Annotated in this window: 21 protein-coding genes and 2 tRNA genes; 9 read left to right on the top strand and 14 right to left on the bottom strand. The window is 44.9% G+C overall.

Annotated elements, in window-relative coordinates; genetic code table 11:
- Nucleotides 1-291: 291 nt before the first annotated feature.
- On the bottom strand, nt 292-843 hold the full coding sequence (gene orn, locus RNZ41_RS03935; RefSeq protein WP_099808247.1) for an oligoribonuclease: 552 nt from the start codon (nt 841-843) through the stop codon (nt 292-294).
- A 201-nt stretch (nt 844-1,044) separates the two neighbouring features.
- On the opposite strand from orn, the gene rsgA reads away from it, so the two are divergent.
- The 5 genes from rsgA to RNZ41_RS03910 all read left to right on the top strand — a co-directional run bounded on the left by rsgA (nt 1,045) and on the right by RNZ41_RS03910 (nt 4,785).
- Nucleotides 1,045-2,115, top strand: coding sequence for a ribosome small subunit-dependent GTPase A (gene rsgA / locus RNZ41_RS03930; RefSeq protein ID WP_314027624.1), 1,071 nt, complete (start codon nt 1,045-1,047; stop codon nt 2,113-2,115).
- 131 nt (nt 2,116-2,246) lie between these two features.
- Nucleotides 2,247-2,675, top strand: a complete 429-nt coding sequence (locus RNZ41_RS03925; RefSeq protein WP_076774070.1) for a rhodanese-like domain-containing protein — start codon at nt 2,247-2,249, stop codon at nt 2,673-2,675.
- Between the two features lie 134 nt (nt 2,676-2,809).
- Complete coding sequence (gene grxC, locus RNZ41_RS03920; RefSeq protein ID WP_100270201.1) at nt 2,810-3,070, top strand: glutaredoxin 3; 261 nt, start codon at nt 2,810-2,812, stop codon at nt 3,068-3,070.
- Nucleotides 3,071-3,222: 152 nt separating this feature from the next.
- Complete coding sequence (gene secB / locus RNZ41_RS03915) at nt 3,223-3,654, top strand: protein-export chaperone SecB (protein ID WP_007114956.1); 432 nt, start codon at nt 3,223-3,225, stop codon at nt 3,652-3,654.
- Nucleotides 3,655-3,984: 330 nt separating this feature from the next.
- Complete coding sequence (locus tag RNZ41_RS03910; protein ID WP_314027623.1) at nt 3,985-4,785, top strand: pteridine reductase; 801 nt, start codon at nt 3,985-3,987, stop codon at nt 4,783-4,785.
- 50 nt (nt 4,786-4,835) lie between these two features.
- Here the strand turns inward: RNZ41_RS03910 and RNZ41_RS03905 are convergent, their stop codons facing one another.
- The 6 genes from RNZ41_RS03905 to folD all read right to left on the bottom strand — a co-directional run bounded on the left by RNZ41_RS03905 (nt 4,836) and on the right by folD (nt 12,462).
- Nucleotides 4,836-6,188: a S1C family serine protease gene (locus RNZ41_RS03905; protein ID WP_314027622.1), complete on the bottom strand. Its 1,353-nt coding sequence runs from the start codon at nt 6,186-6,188 to the stop codon at nt 4,836-4,838.
- Nucleotides 6,189-6,433: 245 nt separating this feature from the next.
- A complete protein-coding gene (lysS, locus tag RNZ41_RS03900) occupies nt 6,434-7,981 on the bottom strand; it encodes a lysine--tRNA ligase (protein WP_050325068.1) in 1,548 nt (515 codons plus the stop codon).
- A gap of 96 nt (nt 7,982-8,077) precedes the next feature.
- A complete protein-coding gene (prfA, locus tag RNZ41_RS03895; RefSeq protein WP_060994394.1) occupies nt 8,078-9,172 on the bottom strand; it encodes a peptide chain release factor 1 in 1,095 nt (364 codons plus the stop codon).
- 145 nt (nt 9,173-9,317) lie between these two features.
- Nucleotides 9,318-10,463, bottom strand: a complete 1,146-nt coding sequence (locus RNZ41_RS03890) for a beta-ketoacyl-ACP synthase III (protein WP_099834189.1) — start codon at nt 10,461-10,463, stop codon at nt 9,318-9,320.
- A 268-nt stretch (nt 10,464-10,731) separates the two neighbouring features.
- Entirely contained in the window at nt 10,732-11,442 is a 711-nt protein-coding gene (locus tag RNZ41_RS03885; protein WP_314027621.1) for a class I SAM-dependent methyltransferase, read from the bottom strand.
- A 150-nt stretch (nt 11,443-11,592) separates the two neighbouring features.
- Nucleotides 11,593-12,462, bottom strand: a complete 870-nt coding sequence (gene folD / locus RNZ41_RS03880) for a bifunctional methylenetetrahydrofolate dehydrogenase/methenyltetrahydrofolate cyclohydrolase FolD (protein ID WP_036589930.1) — start codon at nt 12,460-12,462, stop codon at nt 11,593-11,595.
- Between the two features lie 223 nt (nt 12,463-12,685).
- On the opposite strand from folD, the gene RNZ41_RS03875 reads away from it, so the two are divergent.
- Together RNZ41_RS03875 and RNZ41_RS03870 are read left to right on the top strand one after the other, a co-directional pair.
- Nucleotides 12,686-12,759, top strand: a tRNA-Cys gene (locus RNZ41_RS03875).
- Nucleotides 12,760-12,936: 177 nt separating this feature from the next.
- A tRNA-Leu gene (locus RNZ41_RS03870) sits at nt 12,937-13,023 on the top strand.
- Nucleotides 13,024-13,114: 91 nt separating this feature from the next.
- On the opposite strand, the gene tfpB is transcribed toward RNZ41_RS03870, so the two are convergent.
- The 3 genes from tfpB to RNZ41_RS03855 form a co-directional block, all read right to left on the bottom strand.
- The gene (gene tfpB / locus RNZ41_RS03865) at nt 13,115-14,887 is read right to left on the bottom strand and encodes a type IV pilus assembly ATPase TfpB (RefSeq protein ID WP_314027620.1); all 1,773 of its coding nucleotides are present in this window, start codon (nt 14,885-14,887) and stop codon (nt 13,115-13,117) included.
- Between the two features lie 107 nt (nt 14,888-14,994).
- Nucleotides 14,995-16,464 carry a DHA2 family efflux MFS transporter permease subunit gene (locus tag RNZ41_RS03860; RefSeq protein ID WP_173846723.1) on the bottom strand — a complete coding sequence of 490 codons (1,470 nt, stop codon included), beginning with the start codon at nt 16,462-16,464 and terminating at the stop codon, nt 14,995-14,997.
- Nucleotides 16,465-16,650: 186 nt separating this feature from the next.
- Nucleotides 16,651-18,288, bottom strand: coding sequence for an ATP-binding cassette domain-containing protein (locus tag RNZ41_RS03855; RefSeq protein WP_096489125.1), 1,638 nt, complete (start codon nt 18,286-18,288; stop codon nt 16,651-16,653).
- 141 nt (nt 18,289-18,429) lie between these two features.
- Here RNZ41_RS03855 and RNZ41_RS03850 point away from each other — a divergent pair, with 141 nt between their 5' ends.
- Together RNZ41_RS03850 and vapC are read left to right on the top strand one after the other, a co-directional pair.
- Complete coding sequence (locus RNZ41_RS03850) at nt 18,430-18,633, top strand: type II toxin-antitoxin system VapB family antitoxin (RefSeq protein ID WP_060994389.1); 204 nt, start codon at nt 18,430-18,432, stop codon at nt 18,631-18,633.
- Nucleotides 18,630-19,040 carry a type II toxin-antitoxin system VapC family toxin gene (vapC, locus tag RNZ41_RS03845; protein ID WP_173846724.1) on the top strand — a complete coding sequence of 137 codons (411 nt, stop codon included), beginning with the start codon at nt 18,630-18,632 and terminating at the stop codon, nt 19,038-19,040. The genes RNZ41_RS03850 and vapC overlap by 4 nt, the downstream gene beginning before the upstream one ends.
- Nucleotide 19,041: 1 nt before the next feature.
- Here vapC and RNZ41_RS03840 read toward each other — a convergent pair whose 3' ends face one another.
- The 4 genes from RNZ41_RS03840 to RNZ41_RS03825 are packed head-to-tail and all read right to left on the bottom strand — an operon-like array spanning nt 19,042 to nt 23,847.
- A complete protein-coding gene (locus RNZ41_RS03840; RefSeq protein ID WP_096489126.1) occupies nt 19,042-20,064 on the bottom strand; it encodes an ABC transporter permease in 1,023 nt (340 codons plus the stop codon).
- Nucleotides 20,064-21,113, bottom strand: a complete 1,050-nt coding sequence (yejB, locus tag RNZ41_RS03835; RefSeq protein WP_314027619.1) for a microcin C ABC transporter permease YejB — start codon at nt 21,111-21,113, stop codon at nt 20,064-20,066. The genes RNZ41_RS03840 and yejB overlap by 1 nt, the downstream gene beginning before the upstream one ends.
- A gap of 47 nt (nt 21,114-21,160) precedes the next feature.
- Complete coding sequence (gene gloB, locus RNZ41_RS03830; protein WP_314027618.1) at nt 21,161-21,961, bottom strand: hydroxyacylglutathione hydrolase; 801 nt, start codon at nt 21,959-21,961, stop codon at nt 21,161-21,163.
- Nucleotides 21,962-21,975: 14 nt separating this feature from the next.
- Entirely contained in the window at nt 21,976-23,847 is a 1,872-nt protein-coding gene (locus RNZ41_RS03825) for an extracellular solute-binding protein (protein WP_314027617.1), read from the bottom strand.
- Nucleotides 23,848-23,913 lie beyond the last annotated feature (66 nt).

The following is a 23,913-nucleotide window of genomic DNA, read 5'->3' as shown; positions in this document are numbered from 1 at the left end:
AATGTCGTCCATGAGATAGGAATAAGTGCCAGTGTCAACGGTTACCCACTGGCTTAAAATAACGCTAACTTGAAATAGCGCTGACTTGAAATAAATCTGAGTTAATACAACCAGTTTTTTGACGATGGGCTCGCAACTATTGCTGATTTACACTCACGCTGATTCACTTGTATTTCGATTTACTTGTCTCAAGTCAAGCTAACAAATTCCTTTTGTCAGCTTATAATGCCTAAAATTTTGGATAATTTCAAGTATTATGATATGAATTGTATCGTTTTAAAAATTCTACTGTTACCCAATAAACTTAAAAAAGTGCTCTTTATAGTGGCGCAGTTCACGAATCGAATCACGAATATCATCAAGTGCCAAATGATTTCCTTTTTTCTCAAAGCTTGACAAAATATCGGGGCGCCAGCGATAAGCCAGCTCTTTGACAGTTGACACATCTAAATTGCGGTAATGAAAAAACCGCTCAAGCGTTGGCATTTGACGTGCTAAAAACCGTCTGTCTTGGCAAATCGAATTGCCACACATCGGTGAGCGTCCTGATTCGACATACTTACTCAAAAATGCAATGGTTTCGCTTTCTGCTTGAGCCATCGTCACGTTACTACGGCGAATACGGTCAATCAGTCCTGATTGCCCATGTTGGCGCGTGTTCCAATCATCCATGCTGTTGAGCACAATGTCAGGCGTATGGATGGCAAACACAGGACCTTCGGCTAAGATATTGAGTTCACTGTCAGTCACTATCGTCGCTATCTCGATGATGGTATCGTTGAGGGTATCTAGACCTGTCATCTCAAGGTCAATCCAAATCAGATGTTTTTTATCAACCGCCATACTGTTGCCTTTTCATACTCTTTAACAAATAATCCGCCATCTTAGCAGATTTTACAGGTAAAATATCGGTTTTGTTGGCGATTGCTCATGCGTGCTCATGTAGCCATTCGTATTCATGTAGCGAGTCCAAAAGTATTGCAAAATTTTATAAGGTGTTAGTATGGTAAAAAATCCCCTAGTGGCTGATGTAGTGGATAGCGTATGGCGTTAATCCGTAAACGTAAACTCACTGACCAACAAACGCGTCGCATCCAAAAACAACAAAAATTCCAGCAAATGCTGGACGATGCCCAGCTGATGGATGGCATTGTTGTCGCAAACTTCGGCAAGCAGCTCGAAGTCCAAGCCACTAGCCTACCGCAAACCCTGCCTGAAAAACCGATTGTCGCCGCTGACGAGCCAGAACCGTTTTGGCAACCCATCACCCTGCACAGTGTTTGGCGTTGTCACACCCGTACCAACTTGCCACTGATTGCCACTGGGGATAAAGTCCGCTTTGTCGCTGACCCAAATACAGGGCTTGGACGCATTGAAGCGATTTATGATAGACAAAGCATCATCAACCGCCCTGACCGTTACCACAAGCTCAAGCCCATCGCCGCCAATGTCGATATTTTAGCAGTCGTATTTGCGCCACTACCGCTACCGTCTGCCCAGCTGATTGATCGGTATTTGGTGGCTTGCCATCACTCAGACATTACGCCATTGCTGATTTTAAATAAAGCCGATTTGTTGGCAGATGGTAGTCATAGCGAGGTTGTAGAGCTACTGTCAGCCTATCAACAGCTTGGCTATGCCACCTTGGTGACCCAATCTAATGGTGATTTAACCCAACTAAAAAACACCGTTGCCGGCAAGAACGTGATTTTTGCCGGTCAATCAGGGGTTGGCAAAAGCAGCTTGGTCAATCAGTTATTGCCTGCTGCAGGACAATCGGTCAATGAAATTTCAACCATTTCACAGTTGGGTCAACATACCACTACCACCAGCCGATTTTTAGCGTTTGACCCGATGGCGCTCAGCAAAGGTGCCATTATTGATACGCCCGGTATTCGCGAATATGGGCTTTGGCATTTGACCCCTGATGATATTTTGCAAGGCTTTATCGAGCTTGCGCCGCTTGCCCCCTACTGCCGTTTTCGCGATTGCAAACATACCGAGTCCACACCCAATTGTGCGATGTGGCAGGCGGTGACAGACGGACAGGTACTAGCAAGGCGGGTGGATAATTTGGTGCTTCTGCAACAAGAAGCGGCTTCGCAGGATTTTTAAACTTGCGATTTTAGACTAAATATTAGACTAAATAAAAGTTTCTTAAAATTGACAACTACCGTTATAATACAGTCAATTTTTTATGGGCAATCAAACGATAATTTTGACGAAATGCCCCTGTGGAGGATATCTTGGAACGTTGGTTTGAGTTTATGGGTCATCACCCATTTTTATTTGGCACCATGTTTGTGCTAATTGTGCTATTTTTTATGCTTGAGAACAAACGCGGCGGCAAAAAAATCAATCCAAATGCAGTGGGCTTGATGGTCAACAACCAAAACGCTCAGCTGATTGATATCCGCCCACGAAAAGATTTTGAAAAAGGCTATATCAAAGGCAGCCGCAATATCCCGTTTACTGAGCTAAAAGATCACGTTGACGCACTTCGCAGTGCTGACCATCCTATTATCATCGTTTGCCAAATGGGTATGACGGCGGGTACTGCAGTGGCAATGATTGGTAACGACAACGTTTATCGTCTTGATGGTGGTATTACCAATTGGCAAGCCGCAGGTTTACCTTTAGTGGTAGAAAAAACCGTGCCCGGCAAAACCAAATAAGATTGGTTGGCTGTTCACAATTTGAAATTTAAATCGCCAAGCCCCATAACCATCAATAACGCTTTATTATCTCATCGGTATCTGATAATAAGCTTTTAACCCATTTTAAAAAATCCAGAAATAAGGAGATTGTTATGGCTATGGTGAAAATTTATACCACACCAACGTGCCCCTACTGTATGCAAGCTAAAATGCTATTAAAAAACAAAGGTCAAGCTTTTGAAGAAGTTAACATGTATGATGTGACCACAGAGGAACGTCAGGCATTGGCGCAAAAAACCAATAATTACCGCACTGTACCGCAAATTTTTATTGGCGATAATTTTATTGGTGGTTATGACCAACTTGCCAGTCTTGAGCGTCAAGGCAAACTTGATGGTTTATTAGCGGATTAACCGTTAACAGAGTAAAAAACTTTACTAGAACTTTTTAGATAAGTAACCCCCATTATAAATACAGTTGATAGTTTTTAGACTAGTTTTTAGAAAAAGTTAAAGCTGTCATATTGTTATAATCCACGTAAGAAAAGTTAATTGAGGACACTACCATGGCAGACGAACAAAACTTACCACAACTGGCGCTAGAACGTATCTATGTTAAAGATATGTCATTAGAAGTACCGGGCGCAGATGTATTCACCCGTGAGTGGCAACCAGAGCTTGATATCAACCTATCAAGTGCCGCTGAAAAATTGGACGATGACCACTACCAAGTAATATTAACCGTTAATGTGACTGCCAATAACGGTGGTGAAACCGCGTTTATCGCAGAGGTACACCAAGCGGGCATCTTTATGTTGCAAAATATCCCAGAAGAACAATTGGGCGCAATTTTAGGTGCGTATTGTCCAAACGTATTGTTCCCTTATGCCCGTGAAGTGGTCAGTGACATTGTGACCCGTGGTAGCTTCCCACAATTGTTACTTGCGCCAGTCAATTTTGACCAAGCCTATCAACAAACGCTTGAGCAAGGTAACTAATTTTTTTAAGTTAGCTGATTTTAAAGGCAACTAATTATTTGAAAGCCAACTAATTTTTAAGTGTCAAAAATTAAGAGCAGGATAAGCCCTGCTCTTTTTTTATGTAAATTTAAGGTAAATCGTTAGGACTTGGTGCGCCATTTGGTGATGCTTTGGCTAAAAGCATGGGTGCTTTGCTGATAATCCTGCAGCGCTTGATAAAGTTGTGTCGCTCGTTTAAGGTGTGTGATAATCATGGGGTATTCCAATCCCAACCAATTGGGCTCATATGGATTAAAGCATGAATGATTAAAACGACAAACCGCTTAATCAAATAGCCATAGGTAGCAAATGATGTTGAATCAAGCAGCGATGAGCGAAGTATCCAATCCGTGCCGTGTGGCGTGTGTCACAGGTGGGGCCAAACGAATTGGTCGGGCACTTGTGCTGGCACTGCACCAAGCCAATTATAATATCATTATCCATTACCATACCAGTGAATCAGAAGCCATTGAACTTGTTAATTACTGTAATGCCATTCGCCCACAGTCAGCAAAAAGCGTGCAAGGGGATTTAGAGAACTTTGAAACTTTGCCACAATTGACTTGGCGCATAATCAACAGTTTTGGTCGATTGGATTGTTTGGTTCATAATGCCTCACGCTTTTACCCGACGCCCTTTGGTCAAATCTCTCAGCAAGACTGGCAAAATTTATTTTTGACCAATGCGCAAACCCCGTTATTTATCAGCCAATATTTATACCCTTATCTAAAAAAATCGCAAGGCTGCATTATCAGCATTTTGGACATTCACGCCAATGGCAAGCCATTTGGGGGTTATACGGTCTATAACATGGCAAAAGCCGCGCACCAAATGATGGTGCAGTCGCTAGCAATCGAACTAGCGCCCGATATCCGCGTCAATGGTATCGCGCCGGGTATTAACATTTTACCCATAGAGGGCTCTGAGCAAGCGCTCACCGCTGAAACGATTGACAAAATCTGCCGCGCCGTACCGTTAAAAAGAATTGGCACACCGCAAGATATCGCGCAAGTGGCGGTATTTTTGGCAGCTGCCCCGTATATCACAGGGCAGATTATTGCAGTGGATGGCGGGCGTGGTTTGACCTTAGCGGGTAATGAAAGCAGGTAAAGCACCCGACTAACCGCAGCGCAGCAAACTTTTGAAGTTTTGAATAACGTTTAATGATGTTTTTTGAGTAATTCCATTAATTCTGCTCGAATGTCATCCTCATTGCTGGTGCCATTTTGATTAGCGCTGTCATTATTTTGGTCAAAGTTTTGTGAGGTGGGTAGCTCGGTCAAAGCCTCTTGGGGTTGTCTTTCACCTAGGGTCACATTGACGCTGCTTTGCGCTTTATTACGCATCACTTGTAGATTGACCACACTGTTGGGTGCTTTACGTGCGACCATTTGAATCAGTGTATTGGCATCATCGACAGGTTTATTATCCATTGCGGTGATGATATCGCCTTTTTGCAAGCCCGCTTTTGCGGCAGGACCATTGGGCATCACGTTCATCACTTCAACGCCCTGAGTGTCATCACCTAGCTTGGTTGGGTCTTTCATCGAACTTTGTAATTCAATCCCAAGCCAGCCGCGGCGCACTTTACCATCTTTAATAATACCATTCATCACAAGCTTAACAATCTCGGTAGGAATCGCAAATCCAATCCCCATCGAACCGCCCGAGCGTGAAAAAATCGCGGTGTTGATACCAACCAGCTGACCATAAGCATCGACCAGCGCACCCCCTGAGTTGCCGGGATTGATAGCGGCATCGGTTTGGATAAAATCTTCCACCGTGTTAATACCCAGTCCCGTGCGACCTGTTGCCGAGATAATACCTTGGGTGACAGTTTGACCGACCCCAAACGGGTTGCCAATCGCCAACACCACATCGCCCACTTGGGTCGACTGTTCACGAAATCCTAAGGGTTTTAGCCCTGTCAAATCAACCTTAATCACCGCCAAATCACTTTCCACATCGTTGCCGATGACTTTTGCGGTTGCCTTGCGACCATCATTGAGCATCACGATAATGTTATCGGCTTTGGAAATCACATGCGAGTTGGTGACGATATAGCCATCTTGCGAAATAATGACACCCGAGCCTAAATTGGTATTATCGCTTTCACCATTGGGGATACCGTGATATTCAAAGTAGCGGCGCATCATCGGGTCATTCATATAGGGATGCTCCTCGATTTTTTGCGTGGTATAGATATTGACGACTGACTGGGCAGCGACTGCGACAGCATTGTGATAAGATGCCACCGCAGCATTTGGATTGTCACCGAGTTTTTTGGTATCGACAGGCTCAGATTTCGGCGGCTGCCAACCGGGCTGACTGGCTACCACTGCTTGATTTTTTTGCCAAGGCAGCTGTGGCTTGGTCATCATCCACAAACCCGCCAACAGCACTAGCAGTAACAAAATCCAGGGTAGTATTAGAGTAAATTTGTTAGGTTTACGATAAGTAGGCGGCAAAACAGGTGGGGTTTCCAAAGGCTTGTCTGAACGGGGGTCTGTCATAGTCAACGTTTCTCAACGATAGGTCAGAAAATAGACGGGTTTGAGCGAAAAATACAGTTTAGTCTAACATTGATTATTTAGTGAGTTGAGCCGATTTTTTATTAGTTTTGTTTCAAAAGATATCTTTGATATTACGGGCTTCATTATTGTATTCAATGATGACTGGATTATCATAAAAAACCGCAGTCACAATAATGACTGCGGTTTTGAAAGCTAACGCTATATTAATGCTATATTGGCATTTTTTAAACGTCTTTGCGGCGCATATGCGGAAACAAAATCACATCACGAATACTCGGTGCATTGGTAAATAACATCACCAAACGGTCAATACCGATGCCCTCGCCTGCAGTCGGTGGCAAGCCATAGGACAAGGCTTCGATAAACTCTGCATCATAATGCATCGCTTCATCATCGCCTGCGTCTTTCTCAGCCACTTGTTGTTTAAAGCGCTCAGCTTGGTCGATTGGGTCATTGAGTTCGCTAAAGCCGTTGGCAATTTCACGCCCGCCGATAAATAGTTCAAAACGGTCAGTAATCTCGCTATTGTCATCGTTACGGCGTGCTAGTGGTGAAGTTTCGGCAGGATATTCTGTAATAAAGGTTGGTTGACGCAGTTTGGTTTCTGCAGTTTCTTCAAAGATGATGGTTTGCAGTTTACCAATCCCAAAGATGTCTTTAACGTCTTGTCTGAGTACGTTTTTGGCATAATCCGCTAGATAATCACGGTCTGCAATTTTGCTCATGTCAAAATTATCCGCGTATTTTTCAATCGCTTTGGTCATTGGCAAGCGTTCAAATGGTGCTTTAAAACTAATTGCTTCACCTTGATAATCAATCTCCGTGGTACCTAAAATATCGTTTGCCAGTTTTTCAAACATATTTTCGGTCAGTTTCATCAAATCTTCGTAATCGGCATAGGCTTGATAAAACTCAATCATGGTAAATTCTGGGTTGTGACGCGCCGATACCCCTTCGTTACGAAAATTACGGTTAATCTCAAACACACGCTCAAAACCACCGACGACTAGACGTTTTAAGTATAACTCTGGCGCAATGCGTAAAAAAAGCGGCATATCAAGCGCATTATGATGGGTGACAAATGGACGAGCCACCGCACCGCCTGGAATGACGTGCATCATCGGGGTTTCGACTTCCATGTAACGCTCATTTAGCATATACTCACGAATACCAGCAATGACTTTACTACGGATAATAAAGGCGTTACGGCTGTCTTCATTGGTCATCAGATCAAGATGACGGCTACGATAGCGAGCCTCAGTGTCGCTTAACCCATGAAATTTGTCTGGCAGTGGGCGTAGTGATTTGGTCAATAACTGTACTTCGGTGGCATGCACAGATAATTCACCGGTGTTGGTACGAAATACATAACCTGTCACACCAATAATGTCACCGATATCCCATGTTTTAAAGTCATTATAAATCTCTTCGCCCAAGTCGTTTTTGCTGACATAGGCTTGGATACGCCCTGTCATGTCGGCAATGGTCACAAAGCTGGCTTTACCCATCACCCGTTTGAGCATGATACGACCGGCGACTGTCACCATGACTTTATCGCTGTTTGCCAATGTTTCTTTGTCTTTATCGGCAAATTGCTGCTGCAAGTCTTGGGCATATTCTTTGCGTTTGAATTGGTTTGGGTAAGGATTTTTGCCTGATTGTTTGATTAAATCAAGTTTGCTGTGACGTTGTTTGATAAGTTCGTTGACGTCTTGGCTGTCTTCCACATGCGCTTCGGTTGCTGCATTTTCAGTTTGGTTTTGCTGTGACATGATGTTTTCCCACAATTTTAGTTACACTATCAAAAGTTAAAATTTTTATGCCAAATGGTAAAAATAAAGTTTTATCCTATTAATCCAACATACTCGTTATTCTTCCCCACTCACCGATGCCATCAAATCCGCCTGATGTTCACGCAGTAAGCTATCTAAAAGTTCATCCAAATCGCCTTGCATAATGGCATCGAGTTTGTACAAGGTTAAATTAATACGGTGGTCGGTCATCCGCCCTTGGGGAAAATTATAAGTGCGAATGCGCTCCGAGCGGTCACCACTACCGACCAAATTGCGACGCATATCACTTGACGCATCGATTTGTTTTTGTACTTTTTCTTGCTGAATTTTGGATACCAACATTTTCATGGCTTTATCGCGGTTGGCGTGTTGGCTACGCTCTTGCTGACACTCGACCACCGTGCCTGTTGGAATATGGGTAATACGCACCGCAGAGTCGGTTTTATTGATGTGCTGACCACCTGCCCCACTGGCACGATAAGTATCGATACGCAAGTCGGCAGGGTTGATATCGACGGTATCATCAATCTCAACCTCTGGCATCACCGCGACCGTGCAAGCCGAAGTATGTACCCGTCCTTGGCTTTCAGTCTCTGGCACCCGTTGCACTCGGTGTGCGCCCGACTCAAATTTTAAGCGGCCATACACACCCGTACCCGATACGCGGCTGATGATTTCTTTATAGCCGCCATGCTCACCTTCGTTCTCGGACAATACTTCCACTGTCCAACCTTGGGTTGCCGCATAACGCTCGTACATACGGAACAAATCGCCGCTAAAAATTGCCGCTTCATCGCCGCCCGTCCCTGCTCGAATCTCTAAGAAGGCAGGCACTTTATCATTCGGGTCTTTAGGCAGCATCATCACATTGAGCACGTCTTCAAGCTCATTGATGGTGTCTTTGGCGGCTTGGATTTCTTCTTGCGCCATTTCTTTCATGTCGCCATCGCCAGTTGAATCTGACAGCATTTCTTCAGCGGTTGCCAAATCTTCTTCCGCTTGGCGGTATTTGCCCCAGACATCGACCAATGCGGATAAATCACTGTGCTCAACCGATAATTCACGGAATTTTTTGTTGTCATTCATAGTTTCTGGCTCAGACAGCATGGCGGTGACTTCTTCGAAACGGTCAGACATTTGGTCAAGGCGAAAACGTAAAGATTCTTTCATAATGATGGCTTAAAAGTTTTGGCTTAATTTAGGGCTTAAAAGTTTTGGCGCAATGTGCGCTTAAAAATAAAAATGGCAAAATAATCGGATATTTTGCCACATTTTGGGGGGATTTGCATGAGTTTCGTGAGAGGCAATAAAAAGCTTAGACTTTTTTGACCAACACACCTCCAATTGAGTAACCTGCGCCAAACGAGCAAATCACACCCAAATCACCCGATTGCATATTTTCTTGGTGTTTATGAAACACAATCATGGGACTGGCGGAGCTGGTATTGGCATATTCTGCCAGTACCATAGGCGCGATTGATTTATCCGCTTCTTTGCCCAACACGGTGCGTAAAATCAAATCAATCATGTTGGCATTGGCTTGGTGTAGCCACATTTTTTTGAGCTGTTGTGGCTCAACGTGGTTTTTATGGAGCAGCTCAAGGATTAAATTGGACACGGCAGGGCACACTTCACGAAATACTTTGCGACCTTCTTGCAAGAACAATTTGTCAGTCACAGGTGCGTCGATATCAGGATACATCGGTGTGCCAGCGGCTAAGAATTCACTGCGATCCAAAAAGCCGTATTCATTTTTAATATTGGTTGAAAACTGGGTAAACAAATGACTATCTAAAATTTCATAGCCTTTGGGTGTAGCGAGCTCTTCGATAATTGTCGCCGTTGCCACATCGCCAAAGATAAAGTGGCTGTCACGGTTGCGCCAGTTAAGGTGCGCTGAGGTAATTTCGATATTGACCATGGCGACACGTTTGGCGGTGCCAGATTTGATCAGACCGACCGCTTGGGCGATACCAAAGGTTGCTGCGCTACAGGCGACATTCATATCAAAGCCAAAACCGCCTTGCATGCCAATATATTGCTGAATTTCGATGGCGATGGCAGGATACACGCGTTGGAAGTTTGAACAAGCAACAATAATACCGTCTAAGTCTTTACCTTGTAGACCTGCATTGTCCAGTGCTTGTTTCAGTGCATCTAGACCCATTTCTGCCATGATAGACATCTCTTCGCCAAGCTTGCGATAAGGAATCACAGGCGCCATGATATCTGGGTTCAAAATTCCGTCTTTTTCCATCACATAGCGGGATTTGATACCTGAGGCTTTTTCGATAAATTCAGCCGTCGAGTGCACAAGTGCCGTCTTCTCACCACGGGCGATGGCATCGGCATTTTTGGCATTATAGTTATCAACATATTGGTTAAAAGTAGCGACCAACTCTTCGTTACTGATGCTATAAGGCGGGGTATATAATCCTGTGGCAGTGATACAAATACTCATATTAGGATTCCTTTTCTAAACGTAAAACGGGAGGGTAATCATCTAGCTGTTGTCATCAATAATAATACCGCGATGCATGCCATCGGGGATGGTATTGAACAAACAGATGATTAAAAATAGGGGTGTGGCTTATTATGCCTTGAAAATAGCGATAATGCGATAACTATGTTACAAATTATTTCATAGGCTTAAAAATACAGAAAACAAAGGTGAGGGTTTTTTGCGAGCATATACTACCTATACTGCTGTTCCCCTGCTACTTTCTCAGTCAATCGGTGCCGCGATAAATTACCACTTGGTTAAACTGCTTGGCTTCATCCATATCGGGCAAGGTGGTTGTGTTATCCAACGTCGTTACCTTGTGGTAGCGCGGGTGAGCAAAGTTTTTGACGCGGCTATCAGCCACCCAAACCTCATGCGCGTATTGTAAGAACACATCTAATAACGGCAAGTTGGCTTTGTCATACAGCACATCCGCGACCAACAGCACATCGACTTTATCCATGCCCAATTGCTGTTTTAACTCAAATAAATTATCTAGCAGTTCAACCGTTATCCCATTTAATTGCGCATTAGCTCGGCAACTAGTCAGGCTCACGCTATCAATATCACAGCAAATGACCCGTTTTGCACCCGCCATTTTTGCGGCAATACCGACAATCCCCGACCCTGCGCCAAAATCCATCACCACTTTATTGCGCACCATCTGTGGCTGCTGCAAAATATACTGCGCCAATACTTGCCCGGACGCCCATGCAAACACCCAATATGGACAATTCTTCCACAGATTTTCTATCACCGCTAGCGTCAAATCTTCATGACAAAAATCTGGATCAATAAGCCATAAATAAAAAGGTTGATTCGGCTTAGATAATAATGGCACGTATGTCTTGGCAAGATTAGCGCTAGGCAACACTTGCTGCAATGCGGTAATCAGTTGGTGAAAAACGGTTGATGGGTCAGAAGTATTTGATGGCATTGAAGTTTTATAGGGCGAATTTTTATAAGCGGAAGTTTTAACAACAGTCACGTAAAGATTTCCAGTCATAAGTCATGGTAAAAAAATGAATACAAAAAAAATGTACAAAAAAAGGAAGCTTCAAACACTTCCTTTTTTAATTCAAATCCATTATTTTGCTGCTGCTTTTTCTGCCGCTTCTACCGTTTGACGGATGAGTGTATTGATGGTCATTGGACCTACGCCACCTGGCACTGGGGTATAACTTGAGGCAATAGCTTCGATACCTGTCAGCTCAATATCACCCACGCCACCGCTCGTGCCATCCGCATGGGTGCGCGGATGAAACCCTGCATCGACCACCACGGCGCCCGATTTAATCCAATCTTTTTTGATAAGTTCTGGTTTGCCGACAGCACCCACCACGATATCCGCTTGTTTGACCAATTCTGCCAAGTTTTGGGTACGTGAGTGGCAAATGGTCACAGTACAGTTGGCATTTAATAGCATCATCGCCATCGGTTTACCCAAAATCGCGCTACGACCCACGACCACCGCATGCTTACCCGCAAGCTCAACGCCGTTTTTTTCTAATAAATACATAATGCCTTGCGGGGTGCAAGAACCATACGCAGGCTCGCCCATTGCCATATTGCCAAAGCCTAAACAAGTCACGCCATCCACATCTTTTGCCAGTGCAATGGCATCAAAACAGGCACGCTCATCAATTTGGCTGGGCACAGGGTGTTGTAGCAAAATCCCATGTACGTCTGGATTGTTGTTAAGCTCGGCAATTTTTGCCAATAGTTGCTCGGTGGTGGTGGCTTGTGGCATTGCAACTTTTAAGGAATCCATACCCACACGTTGACAGGCATTGCCTTTCATTTTGACATAAGTTGCAGAGGCAGGATCATCACCCACCAAAATCGTTGCCAAAATCGGCGTGCGTCCAGAGTCTTGTTTTAACTTGGCAACCCGCTCGGCAAGTTCAGCTTCCATTTGTTTGGCATACGCTTTGCCATCTAACACTGTCGCAGTCATGGTGGTTCCTCAATCAATAACGAATCGGTCAACAAAAAGTCGGTTAGCAAAAAATTTGCGTTATTTTAACCGATTTTGCGGTGTGATAACATCCATTGAAAATGTTTAACCGCTAAATTAGCGCTCAAATACCCTTCACAATCCTTCATTACATTGCTCAAATGGCTAAAAAAGTCCTTGCACTTTTAAAAATTTTTGCTATCATAGCAAACCTAAATGAAATGGCTGGGTAGCACAGTGGCCATGCATCGGATTGCAAATCCGCGGACGCCGGTTCGATTCCGGCCTCAGCCTCCATTTTCATTTTGCGGTACTATTGTTTTATTATTATGGGTGTTTTGTTATTATGAGTCAGCAATAAACGCGAAAAATATCGTAAAAAATTGCTTGCAAAGTTAACAAAACTGATTATAATAGCACCCACTTCTGACACAGACACCACACGACGCCAAGCGTCAGTGCTGTGACTACCCTGCCCGGGTGGTGAAATTGGTAGACACAAGGGATTTAAAATCCCTCGCTCTTACGAGCGTGCCGGTTCAAGTCCGGCCCCGGGCACCATTGATTAAGCCTAAACTTTTACGTTTAGGCTTTTTTGTTGCCGGTTATTTTTTAACTTTTACTTTTTGTCTTTCAAATAATGGGTAGCCGCCTAAGTTAACGGCACCACTCTCATCACTTCTTCAAACGTGGTAATACCTTCGGCAATCTTTTTTGCACCTGCCAGTCTTAACGGCTGCAATCCATCTTGGTAGGCTTTTTGCGCGATTTGCGACAAGTCAGCGCCTTCGCTAATCAATTTTTTAAGCGCATTACTAAGCACCATGATTTCATACACCCCTACTCGCCCAAGATACCCGGTATTACGGCAATGTTCACAGCCAACGGCATGATTGATGCTATCTGGGGCTGCGGCTTTCCAAGGACTGACTAACGCTTGCCAAGTCTGCTGCTCAATGTCATTCATGGGCTTATTGGATTTACAATGCGGGCAAAGGGTACGCACCAAACGCTGTGCCATGATGCCCAAGATAGTCGCTGAGGTTAAAAACGGCGCCACGCCCAAATCATGCAGCCTCGTCAACGAACTGGGTGCATCATTAGTATGTAAGGTCGATAACACCAAGTGTCCAGTCAGCGAGGCTTGTACCGCCATTTCTGCGGTTTCGGTATCGCGAATCTCGCCAATCATGATGATATCGGGGTCTTGACGCATCAACGAGCGAATACCGTCAGCAAAGGTCAAATCAATATTGTTTTGAATTTGCATTTGGTTAAACGACGGCTCCACCATCTCAATGGGGTCTTCGATGGTACAGACATTGACTTCTTCTGTCGCCAGTTTTTTGAGGGTACTGTACAGCGTCGTGGTTTTACCCGAGCCTGTCGGACCTGTGACCAAAATAATGCCATTAGCTTTACGGGTCATGTCATCCCATTTTTGCAAATCTCGCCCTGTCAGCCCCAACTGTTCAAAAGAGCGCACCAGTACTTCTGGGTCAAATACCCGCATCACCAATTTTTCGCCAAACGCAGTGGGGAGCGTCGATAACCGTAGCTCGGTTTCTTGACCTTTAGGGGTACGGGTTTTGAGCCGTCCGTCTTGCGGTTTACGTTTTTCAGCGACATTGAGTCTTGCTAAAATTTTTATCCGAGCCACCACCGCGGTCATAATCCCAGTCGGCATTTGATAAACCGTATGCAAAATACCATCGATACGAAAACGCACGTTGCTTTTATCTCGGCGCGGCTCTAAGTGAATGTCACTGGCACGTTGGTCAAAAGCGTACTGTAATAACCAATCGACAATTTTGACGATGTGTTGGTCATTGGCATCGGGGTTTTCAATATTGGCGGCATTGCCCAGTTGTAATAACGCTTCGACATTGGTGATATCGGCATCCGCGCGTTTTTGCTGATGGTTTGCCCCCGCGATGGCTTTGGTGACTTGATAAAATTCTTGGCGATAGCGGTTGATTTGCTCAGAACTGATTAATACGGTTTTGATTTTTTTGGGCGACACGATATGCGCAATATTGAGCTGCCAATCTTGATAAAATGGCTGGTCAGTACCGATTTCCACCGTATCTTGGGTGACGGCGACTGGCAAAATGTGCTGCGAGCGCGCATATTCAAATGACATAATCGATGTCACTGAGGGCACATCGGTTTTCAGCGGGTCAATACGTACATAATCAACGCCTGCTTTTTGTGCCAACCAGCGATTGAGTTGGTCAAGAGTGAGCGCCATGTGCGTGGTTTTATCGACCAGATGAAAGCCTGCAATCACTTGCAGGGGATGCAAGGTTTTGCGGTTATGGGTCATCACCAAATTATAATCACGTTGGTCAATGACGCCATCTTTTAGCAGTTCATTAAGACACCAACGGGTATCAATTATCATTGAAAAAGCATGGGATAGCATAGGGTTTCCAAAACGATTGCGCCAATAGAATAGCAATTAGGGTCAATTAGGGACAATCGGGTTAAAGGATTAAAATTATCATAAAAATGAGTGAAATATAAGGCCGACTACTGGTATAGTCCTTTGCCATCAAATCGGTGCAATCGCAAAAAATACAGCCCAGATAAAATCGTCATGATACCCAATATGATAAAACTGTATGAAAACGCGGTTTGCGTCTGTGCCAGCGAGGCGCGAGCGGGCGTCAGTAAATGTAACAGCATCGCCCCAAAGCCAATCCCAAAACTAATCGCCAACTGTTGGTTGACGGACAATAAACTATTGCCACTGCTGGTTTGACTTGGGCGAAGCCGTGCGATACTGATGGTGTTCATCGTGCTAAATTGTAGCGAATTACACGCCCCCATAAAAGTCAAAAATGGCACACTTAGCCAAATCGGCGTGGTTTGATTGAGTTGTGATAGCAGCATGATATTAACCCCAATCAACAAGGTATTGCCCGCCAATGTTCTACGATAGCCAAATTGTTTCACAATACGCGTGACCAGCGGCTTGGTCAACAGTGCGCCCACCGCAATCGGTGCCAACATCCAGCCCGCTTGTGACGGCGAATAGCCCTGCACCACTTGCAGTAGTAGCGGCAGTAGAAAAGGAATCGCACTCATCCCCAAACGGGTCAGCAAATTGCCAACGATTCCCACCCGAAAGGTACGCACTTGAAATAAATCCAAGCCAAATAGCGGTTGTTGTCCATTACGCGATTCTGAGTATTTGGCGTGATAATAATAGCCAATGAGCAGCATAATCGCCAATAAAGCAACCATCACGGGAAAAACCGCTGAAGCCAGATTATCGGCATGAATGTTATTGGCAAACTCGAGCGCAAAAGTAAAGCTTGCCATCGCGCCACCAAACAGCAAAAATCCAAGCAAATCCATGCTAGGATTACGCTGTAGATAGTTGGGCATCAGTTTCCACCCTGCCCACATCCCCAATGCGCCCATGGGAATATTAATCAAAAAAATCCAATGCCAGCTTGCAAGCTCCACCAAATATCCCCCGACCAAAGGCCCAATCACGGGCGCAATCATCGCAGGCATCACCGCATAATTCATCACCGACAGCATACGTTCTCGCGGATAGCTTTTAATCAGCGTTAACTTGCCCACAGGCATGAGCATCGCACCGCCCAATCCTTGCACCACGCGAGAAAAAATTAGGCTATTGAGCGTTGGTGACACCGCACACATCATCGAGCCTGCGGTAAACACGCCAATTGCCACCATAAAGGTGGTCTTAGTGCCATATTTATCAGCAATAAAACCACTAATCGGGGTAAAAATTGCCAAAGTGAGCGCATAGCTAATCACCGTCCACTGCATTGATAACGCAGGCTGACTCAAATCATGCGCCATCGCAGGCAAAGCGGTATTGAGCACCGTTGAGTCTAAAATTTGCATAAACAAGGCGATTGCCACCACGATTGGCAAATATTTGGTTTGCGCGGGGGTCAAGGCAGCTATAGCAAATACGTCATGCTGTGGCTTTTTGTCTTCGGTAATGATGGAATTTGGCATGGTTAACTTTTAACAATTGCTAAAGGGGCTGTAGTGAAGTGCATGTAATCAAGTCGCTGTATAAGTGCTTGTAATAAAATCACTAGGGTTAAATGACTAGGATAAATTGGCTATACTCAAACAAACTTACGTAACAACATGGTTCACGATAATTGTTAAATTTCTAATGTTTTGACAGCAAACCCGCTAGTTTTCACTGCTGTGCGCAATTAGGGCAGTCACATACTGATTTTGTGGTTGGCTGAAGATATTGTCTGTCGTATCATACGCTTGTGTTTCGCCATTTTTCAATACTAGTATCGTTTGGCACAATGCCTTAACCACCTGCAAATCATGGCTGATAAAAATATAGCTTAAGCCAAAGTTTGCTTGAATATCTCGCAATAACTTCACCATTGCCACTTGGGTGCTGCTATCAAGCGCCGATGTGGGTTCATCGAGTAACAAAATTTTGGGCTTCATCACCAATGCCCGCGCGAGTGCCACCCGCTGACGCTGACCGCCTGAAAGTTCATGCGGATAACGACTGATAAAATCTCGTGGCAACCGCACCGTGTCTAAGGCCGCTAATACCGCTTTTTCACGCTCCGTTTTTGCCATACCTTGGATGGTTAGCCCTTCTTCAATTATCTCAAACACACTAAATCGTGGGTTGATACTGGCATATGGATCTTGAAATACCATTTGCATATCCGAGCGATACGGCAAAAAGGCTTTATTCGACAACGCTAAAACGTCCGTCATGTGAGCATTGGCTGACAGCAAAATCTGACCTTGCACCTTGATAGCATTAGCCAATAATTTGATGAGTGCCAAAGCCGTGGTGGTTTTGCCAGACCCCGACTCGCCCACTATACCCAAGGATTGCCCTTGAGTAAGGGTCAAATTTAACCCTTTGACCGCCTCAAACCATTGGGTGGTTTGACCCAATATATTATTTTTTTGGGGGAAAGCAATGGTTAACGCTTTAACTTCCAAAACACTGGGTGAATTGTCAATGATGGGCAAACTTTGTCCAAAATCTTGATAAATCAATGAGCGAGTATAACTCTGCTGCGGATGGTCAAAAATCGCTTGGGTTGCCCCCTGCTCCATGACTTTGCCTTGTTGCATGACGATGAGATTGTCGCTGTAGCGTTTGACAAGGTTTAAATCATGGCTAATCAAAATCATCGCCATGCCCCGCTCGTTTTTTAGCCCATGCAGTAACCGCAAAATCTCATGGCGAAGCGTGACATCTAGGGCGGTGGTTGGCTCGTCTGCGATAATAATGTCAGGGTCTTGCGCCAGTGCCATCGCTATCATGATACGCTGTCGTTGCCCACCCGAGAGCTCGTGCGGATAGCGGGCAAGTTTGCTTTCAGGGTCAGCAATATTGACTTGGGAAAGCAGCTCTAGGGTACGCTGTCGCCAGTGTTTTTTTGCCACGCCAGCCATAGCAAGCGATTCGGCGATTTGTTTGCTCACCGTGTGCAAGGGGTTTAAGGCAGTCATCGGCTCTTGAAAAATCATGCCGATACGTTTGCCACGGATTTGGCGAAAGACGTTTTGGTTATCTTTGCTTAGGCTATTTTTTTCAATCGGTAAAATGATTGGTTTGGGGTTTTGCGTATCGCTAACATCAGTTAAAGTGGCTTGTCCTGTGATACTTAGGCTATTTGGTAGCAGTCCGAGTAAAGCAAGGCTTGAGATGGATTTACCAGAGCCACTTTCACCCACAATGGCAAGGGTTTTGCCTGTGTGCAGGGTGTAGGATAGGTTATCGACCAGCGTTTGGGTGGCGGATTTAATGGTTAGATTTTTGACTTTGAGTAACTCGTTCATTTATCATTTCCTTGAATGATCGAACTTTTATCCGTATGCACGAGCGTCCCCGCCACAAAACCTGAACTCATATTTTTATCCTTTTAACTATTTATTAAAATGTGTATAATATCAAAGAATCATACACAAAGGCGAAATGATATGCGAACTAACATCATAATAGATGACAATCTAATGCAACAGACCCTACAAGCCACAGGCATTAAAACTAAAAAAGAAGCCGTCGAACAAGGGCTAAAGCTACTCTTGCAAAAAAGCCAACAACAAAAAATCCGTGACTTACGGGGCAAACTGCATTGGGAAGGCGACTTATCCGAAATACGTAAAACAGGTGTCGAAGCGTGAACTTGCCTATCATCGCTGATACTAGCGTTTGGATAGACTATTTTAACGGTCATTCAACACCTCACACCGATTTTTTGGACACGCAGCTTGAGGCAAGTAATGTGGCGATTTTTGACGTGATTTTGATGGAAATTTTGCAAGGTTTTCGCCTTGATACAGACTACAATCAAGCCAAAAATGCCCTTGATAGTTTATTATGTTACGATATTTTAAACCAACAAAATGCGATTAAATACGCTGATTATTACCGCCAATTACGCAAACAAGGCATTACCATTCGTAAAGCCAATGATGTGATGATTGCTAGTTTTTGCGTTGAACATCAATTACCCCTGTTATTTTGCGATAGGGATTTTATTCCGTTTACTCAGCATTTTGGGTTGATTTCTGCATTGAATTTTAGTTAATTCAAGACTGCCGTGGGTCAAACGCATCTCGCAGCGCTTCCCCAATAAAAATCAGCAGCGACAACACAATCGTTAAACTAAAAAACCCAGCCAAAGCGAGCCACGGTGAATCCAAATTATCTTTTCCCTGCGAAATTAGCTCCCCCAAAGACGGCGACCCTGCAGGCAAGCCATAGCCCAAATAATCGAGCGTGGTGAGTGCCGTGATATTCGCGGTCAAAATAAACGGCAACTGTGACAGACTCGACGACATCGCATTGGGCAAAATATGGCGAAACATAATCTTGCCATCACTCACGCCCATCGCCTTGGCAGCCCGCACATAATCAAAATTTCTCGCTCGCAAAAACTCAGCACGCACCAGACCAACGAGCCCCATCCAGCCAAAGAGCAGCATTAAGCCAAACAACACAAACACACTGGGGCTAAACAGACTGACCAAAATAATAATCATAAACAGCTGTGGTAAACCGCCCCACACTTCCATCAACCGCTGACCCACCAAATCTGTCCAGCCGCCAAAATACCCTTGCACCGCCCCCACCGCAATGCCAATAATTGACCCTGCCACCGTCAACGCCAACCCAAATAATAGCGATACACGCAAACCATACAATACCCTTGCCAGCACATCTCGACCTTGGTCATCGGTACCGAACCAGTTTTGGGCATTGGGTGGGGCAGGAAACGGCACCGAGCGCATGACACTTGGCGTTTGGTCGGCAAACGGTATCATAGGCTCAATCATATAGCCATGTTGGTTGATTAGGTCTTTGACTACAGGGTCTTGGTAGTTGGTTTCGGTTTCGAACACACCGCCAAAGGTGGTTTCGGGGTAAGACTTGACGATGGGAAAATACCAGTGATTTTGATAATTAACCAGTATCGGCTTGTCATTGGCGATAAGGTTTGCCCCCATGCAGGCAAGGAAAATCAGGCTAAACATGATGAGCGAAAAAAATCCCAACCGGTTACACCGAAAGCGGTGAATGCGGGCTTGCCAAACAGGATGTCTTATCAGCATTAGCGACCCTCAAAATCAATACGGGGATCAATCAGATGATAAGTCACATCACTTATCAACTGCAAAATCAGCCCCATCAAGGTAAAAATAAACAACGTGCCAAAAATCACCGGATAATCGCGCTGCCCAATCGCTTCAAACCCCAGTCGTCCCAAACCATCCAAGTTAAAAATTACTTCAATCAAAAAATTGCCGGTAAAAAATATTCCCACAATCGCCGACGGCAAGCCTGCAATAATAATCATCATCGCATTGCGAAATACATGACCGTATAGCACTTTTTTTTCGCTTAACCCTTTACTGCGAGCCGTCAGCACGTATTGTTTGTTCAACTCTTCCATAAAACTAAACTTGGTCAAATATGCGAGTCCCGCAAACCCGCCTATCGTGCTTGCCGTGATGGGCAATGCCAAATGCCAAAAATAATCTTTGATTTTGCCAAACGTGGACAGCTTATCAAAATTCTCACTCACCAAGCCTTGTAGCGGAAAAATCTGCCAATAACTTCCCCCTGCCAACATCACCAGTAACACCACCGCAAGCACAAACACAGGCACGGCATAACTCACCGCAAGCAGCAACGCGGTGGTTTTATCCATCAGTGAATTATGGCGTCTGGCTTTGGCAATCCCAAGCGGCACAGCGATTAGATAAATCAGTAGCGTACTCCAAAGCCCTAGCGAAATCGACACGGGCATTTTATCCAAAATCAGCTCGCCCACCGGTTTGCCTTTAAAAAATGAGGTACCAAAATCGCCCTTGGCATAGCTTGTCAGCATGAGCCAAAACCGCTCGAGCGCGGGTTTATCAAAGCCATATTGTTTTTTGATAGCCTCGACCATGTCTGGCGATAAACCCCGACTGCCTTGATAAGTGGTCGTTGACAGCTGGGTTTGGGTGGCGCCCTGTTTTTGTTCTGCTTCAATTTGGGATATTTTTTGCTCGACAGGACCGCCAGGCGCCGATTGGACAATGGCAAAATTGGTGAGCAGAATCAAAAACAAGGTGGGGATGATTAATAACAGCCGTTTAACAATATATTTGCCCATGGTTATCCCTCATTGTTTTCCCTCATTATTAGCCTTAACTGTTAGCCTTAAAAGTTATTTTTTAGTTGACGTAAGGCTTTAAATATCTCAAACGGGCTGCCATCTTCAATGCCTGTCTGCGTTTGTACGGTTGTTATCATCTCATCACTGGGTGCAATCACTGCACGCATAAACGGATTGATGGCTTTTTCATCGGCAAGCGTGGTCGGCAAGGTTGGCGTATTTTGCTGGCGTAACTCACTGTCATGCGCTATTGCCTGTGCAATGGCTGGGTTATTGGGCTCGATAAACTGGGCAAAGTTAAGATTTGACAAAGTATACTCATGGGCAGGATAAAATAGCGTTTCATCATCATGTAACTGCGCAAAACGCTCAAAGCTTTCAAACAACGTCTCAATCGTGCCGGTAAAAACACGGCCACAACCTGCGCGAAATAGCGTATCCCCACAAAAAATATGCAGACGGTTATCAAGCGTCACTAAATACGCTAAATGATTTTCGGTATGCCCTGCCACCTGCCACACCTGCACAGGACTGCCCCAAGCGGTTAATTCGCGCCCTTCAGCGACGGGGATTAAATGCGTGGCGTTGATTAACGGGTGAATATTGGCGTGTGCAAAAATCTGTGCGTTTGGAAACGCATTTGCCAATGCTGTGACGCCGCCGATGTGGTCGCTGTGATGATGGGTCACCCAGATTTGGCTAATTGTGAGGTTTTGATTTTTGACAAAATCGAGTACAGGCTTGTCATCGCCAGCATCAACAATAATCACTTCTTGTGTTTCATCATTGATAATCGCCCAAATGTAGTTGTCAGTGAAGGCTGGGATTGGGTGGATTTTTAGCATTGTTTTATTCCTTATTATTTTCCTAAATACTGCATGACTTGTGCTTGTTTGTCTTTGTTCGCCCACCAATAATCGATACCGATGGCATTGCTTGGCAGCGGCCCATGTTCATAAAATTTCCAATACGCCACATTGTCAGTATGTTTGCCATAAGTCGGCACGACATAATAGCCCGCCCGTAGCAGACGGTCTAATACTTTGCTGTATAGCACAATATCGTCACGATTCTTCGACACTATGAGTTTGGCAATCACCGCATCAATGGCTTTGTTTTTGATACCCGCCGAGTTTTGGTTGCCTTTTTCGTCTGCGGCTTGTGAACCCCACATATAGGTTTGCTCTGCGCCAGGTGACAAACTTTGGGCAAACATATCGATAATCATGTCATAGTCGTATCTGCGAGTGCGCTCTAGGTACTGAGGGACATCGGCTTGGCGAAAGCTTGTCTCAAACCCGAGTCGTTGCAGGTTACGTAAAAAAGGCAACACGATTCGCGCGTTTTTTTCGTCAGCGGATAAAAATTCGATTTTGGCGGGCTGTCCATCTGGCTGATATAGCTTCATATTTTGGTATTTAAAACCCGCTTGTAGCAGCAATTCACGTGCTTTTAATAAATTGTCTCGATTAAAGCCATCGCCAGTTGATTTTGGGGCTTGCCAATCGCTTAAAACAGCCTGTCTTTGAATGGGCTCAAGGTCAGGTAATAGCGGATTGATAACCGCCAGTTCTTGGGGCGTTGGCGTGCCGGTTGCGGCAAGTTCTGAGCCATGAAAAAAACTTTGCAAGCGTTCATACTGCCCATAAAACATGGTTTTATTGAGCCATTCAAAATCATACGCCAGTGTCATCGCTTGGCGCACCCGAATGTCTTGAAAAATCGGTCGGCGCAAATTCATCACAATCGCTTGCATCGGTACGGGATTGTTATTGGCGATTTGCGCTTTTATGATCATGCCTGCTTTGACGGCAGGAAAGTTATAACCCGTTGCCCATGTCCGCGCTTTGTTTTCGACACGGAAAAAATATTCGCCTGATTTAAAGCCTTCAAATGCCACTTCGGGGTTTTGATAATACACATACTTAATTTGGTCAAAATTATAACGACCGACATTTACCACCACGCCTGCGTCAGGTTTGGTGCCCCAATAATTGGGGTCACGCACATAGGTAATGGCGCGTCCTGCATCGATTGTGCCGACTTTATATGCGCCACTGCCCATCAGTGGCGTCAGTCCGACTTTATCAAAATAGCCATCAATCGATTTTTTTGACCAAATCGGCATTTGCGCGACGGTCAGTTTGATTTCTTGGTTGTCTTTGGATTTAAAAATAAATTTGACGGTTTGTCGATCTATCACTTGCGTTTCTTTGACATCCGATAAGTAGCTACGCATACTCATCACGCCTTTTGTGAGCAGCGCATCCATACTGGCTTTGACATCTTGCGCCGTCACAGGCGTGCCATCCCAAAAATAGGCTTTGGGGTTGATGTGATAGATAACCCAGCTTGGGTCATCTGGGTCATAAGTGACTTTATCCGCCAGTAGTGGGTACTGCACAAACGCTTCAGAAAGCGAGCCTGTCATCAAACTTTCAAACAAATAATCGGTGCCGGTCACAGGCGTACCGACATCAATCCATTTATTAATGCTGTCAAAGGTGCCGATGGCAGATAGGCTCAACACACCGCCTTTGGGGGCGTTGGGATTGGCATACGGTAAATGAGAGACATGGGCAAATTGTGCGGTGCTGTTGTGAGCGATAGATGTGCCAGTGATGATAGCAGTATTGGCAGCGGACGCGACCACTAATAAGCCCAGCACCCAGCATTTTTTGCCAAATGTCAGGCTAGTGATTGTCCTCATCCAGTGGGCTGGTTTTATCATCCTGTCTTTTTTCACTTGCATCCGCCTGACCCCTTCAACTATTTTTCAAAAAACCTTGGTATTGCT

Origin of the sequence: Moraxella sp. DOX410 (assembly GCF_032248735.1) — a bacterium.
In the GTDB taxonomy this organism is placed as follows: domain Bacteria; phylum Pseudomonadota; class Gammaproteobacteria; order Pseudomonadales; family Moraxellaceae; genus Faucicola; species Faucicola tetraodonis.
This window is presented reverse-complemented; position numbering and strand designations above follow the sequence as displayed.

What these genes read in the sequence shown, in the direction of transcription:
- orn (WP_099808247.1), bottom strand. Translation starts at nt 843, where the DNA reads ATGGCGGTTGATAAAAAACATCTGATTTGGATTGACCTTGAGATGACA.
- rsgA (WP_314027624.1), top strand. Translation starts at nt 1,045, where the DNA reads ATGGCGTTAATCCGTAAACGTAAACTCACTGACCAACAAACGCGTCGC.
- grxC (WP_100270201.1), top strand. Translation starts at nt 2,810, where the DNA reads ATGGCTATGGTGAAAATTTATACCACACCAACGTGCCCCTACTGTATG.
- secB (WP_007114956.1), top strand. Translation starts at nt 3,223, where the DNA reads ATGGCAGACGAACAAAACTTACCACAACTGGCGCTAGAACGTATCTAT.
- RNZ41_RS03910 (WP_314027623.1), top strand. Translation starts at nt 3,985, where the DNA reads ATGATGTTGAATCAAGCAGCGATGAGCGAAGTATCCAATCCGTGCCGT.
- RNZ41_RS03905 (WP_314027622.1), bottom strand. Translation starts at nt 6,188, where the DNA reads ATGACAGACCCCCGTTCAGACAAGCCTTTGGAAACCCCACCTGTTTTG.
- lysS (WP_050325068.1), bottom strand. Translation starts at nt 7,981, where the DNA reads ATGTCACAGCAAAACCAAACTGAAAATGCAGCAACCGAAGCGCATGTG.
- prfA (WP_060994394.1), bottom strand. Translation starts at nt 9,172, where the DNA reads ATGAAAGAATCTTTACGTTTTCGCCTTGACCAAATGTCTGACCGTTTC.
- RNZ41_RS03890 (WP_099834189.1), bottom strand. Translation starts at nt 10,463, where the DNA reads ATGAGTATTTGTATCACTGCCACAGGATTATATACCCCGCCTTATAGC.
- RNZ41_RS03885 (WP_314027621.1), bottom strand. Translation starts at nt 11,442, where the DNA reads ATGCCATCAAATACTTCTGACCCATCAACCGTTTTTCACCAACTGATT.
- folD (WP_036589930.1), bottom strand. Translation starts at nt 12,462, where the DNA reads ATGACTGCGACAGTGTTAGATGGCAAAGCGTATGCCAAACAAATGGAA.
- tfpB (WP_314027620.1), bottom strand. Translation starts at nt 14,887, where the DNA reads ATGCTATCCCATGCTTTTTCAATGATAATTGATACCCGTTGGTGTCTT.
- RNZ41_RS03860 (WP_173846723.1), bottom strand. Translation starts at nt 16,464, where the DNA reads ATGCCAAATTCCATCATTACCGAAGACAAAAAGCCACAGCATGACGTA.
- RNZ41_RS03855 (WP_096489125.1), bottom strand. Translation starts at nt 18,288, where the DNA reads ATGAACGAGTTACTCAAAGTCAAAAATCTAACCATTAAATCCGCCACC.
- RNZ41_RS03850 (WP_060994389.1), top strand. Translation starts at nt 18,430, where the DNA reads ATGCGAACTAACATCATAATAGATGACAATCTAATGCAACAGACCCTA.
- RNZ41_RS03840 (WP_096489126.1), bottom strand. Translation starts at nt 20,064, where the DNA reads ATGCTGATAAGACATCCTGTTTGGCAAGCCCGCATTCACCGCTTTCGG.
- yejB (WP_314027619.1), bottom strand. Translation starts at nt 21,113, where the DNA reads ATGGGCAAATATATTGTTAAACGGCTGTTATTAATCATCCCCACCTTG.
- gloB (WP_314027618.1), bottom strand. Translation starts at nt 21,961, where the DNA reads ATGCTAAAAATCCACCCAATCCCAGCCTTCACTGACAACTACATTTGG.
- RNZ41_RS03825 (WP_314027617.1), bottom strand. Translation starts at nt 23,847, where the DNA reads ATGATAAAACCAGCCCACTGGATGAGGACAATCACTAGCCTGACATTT.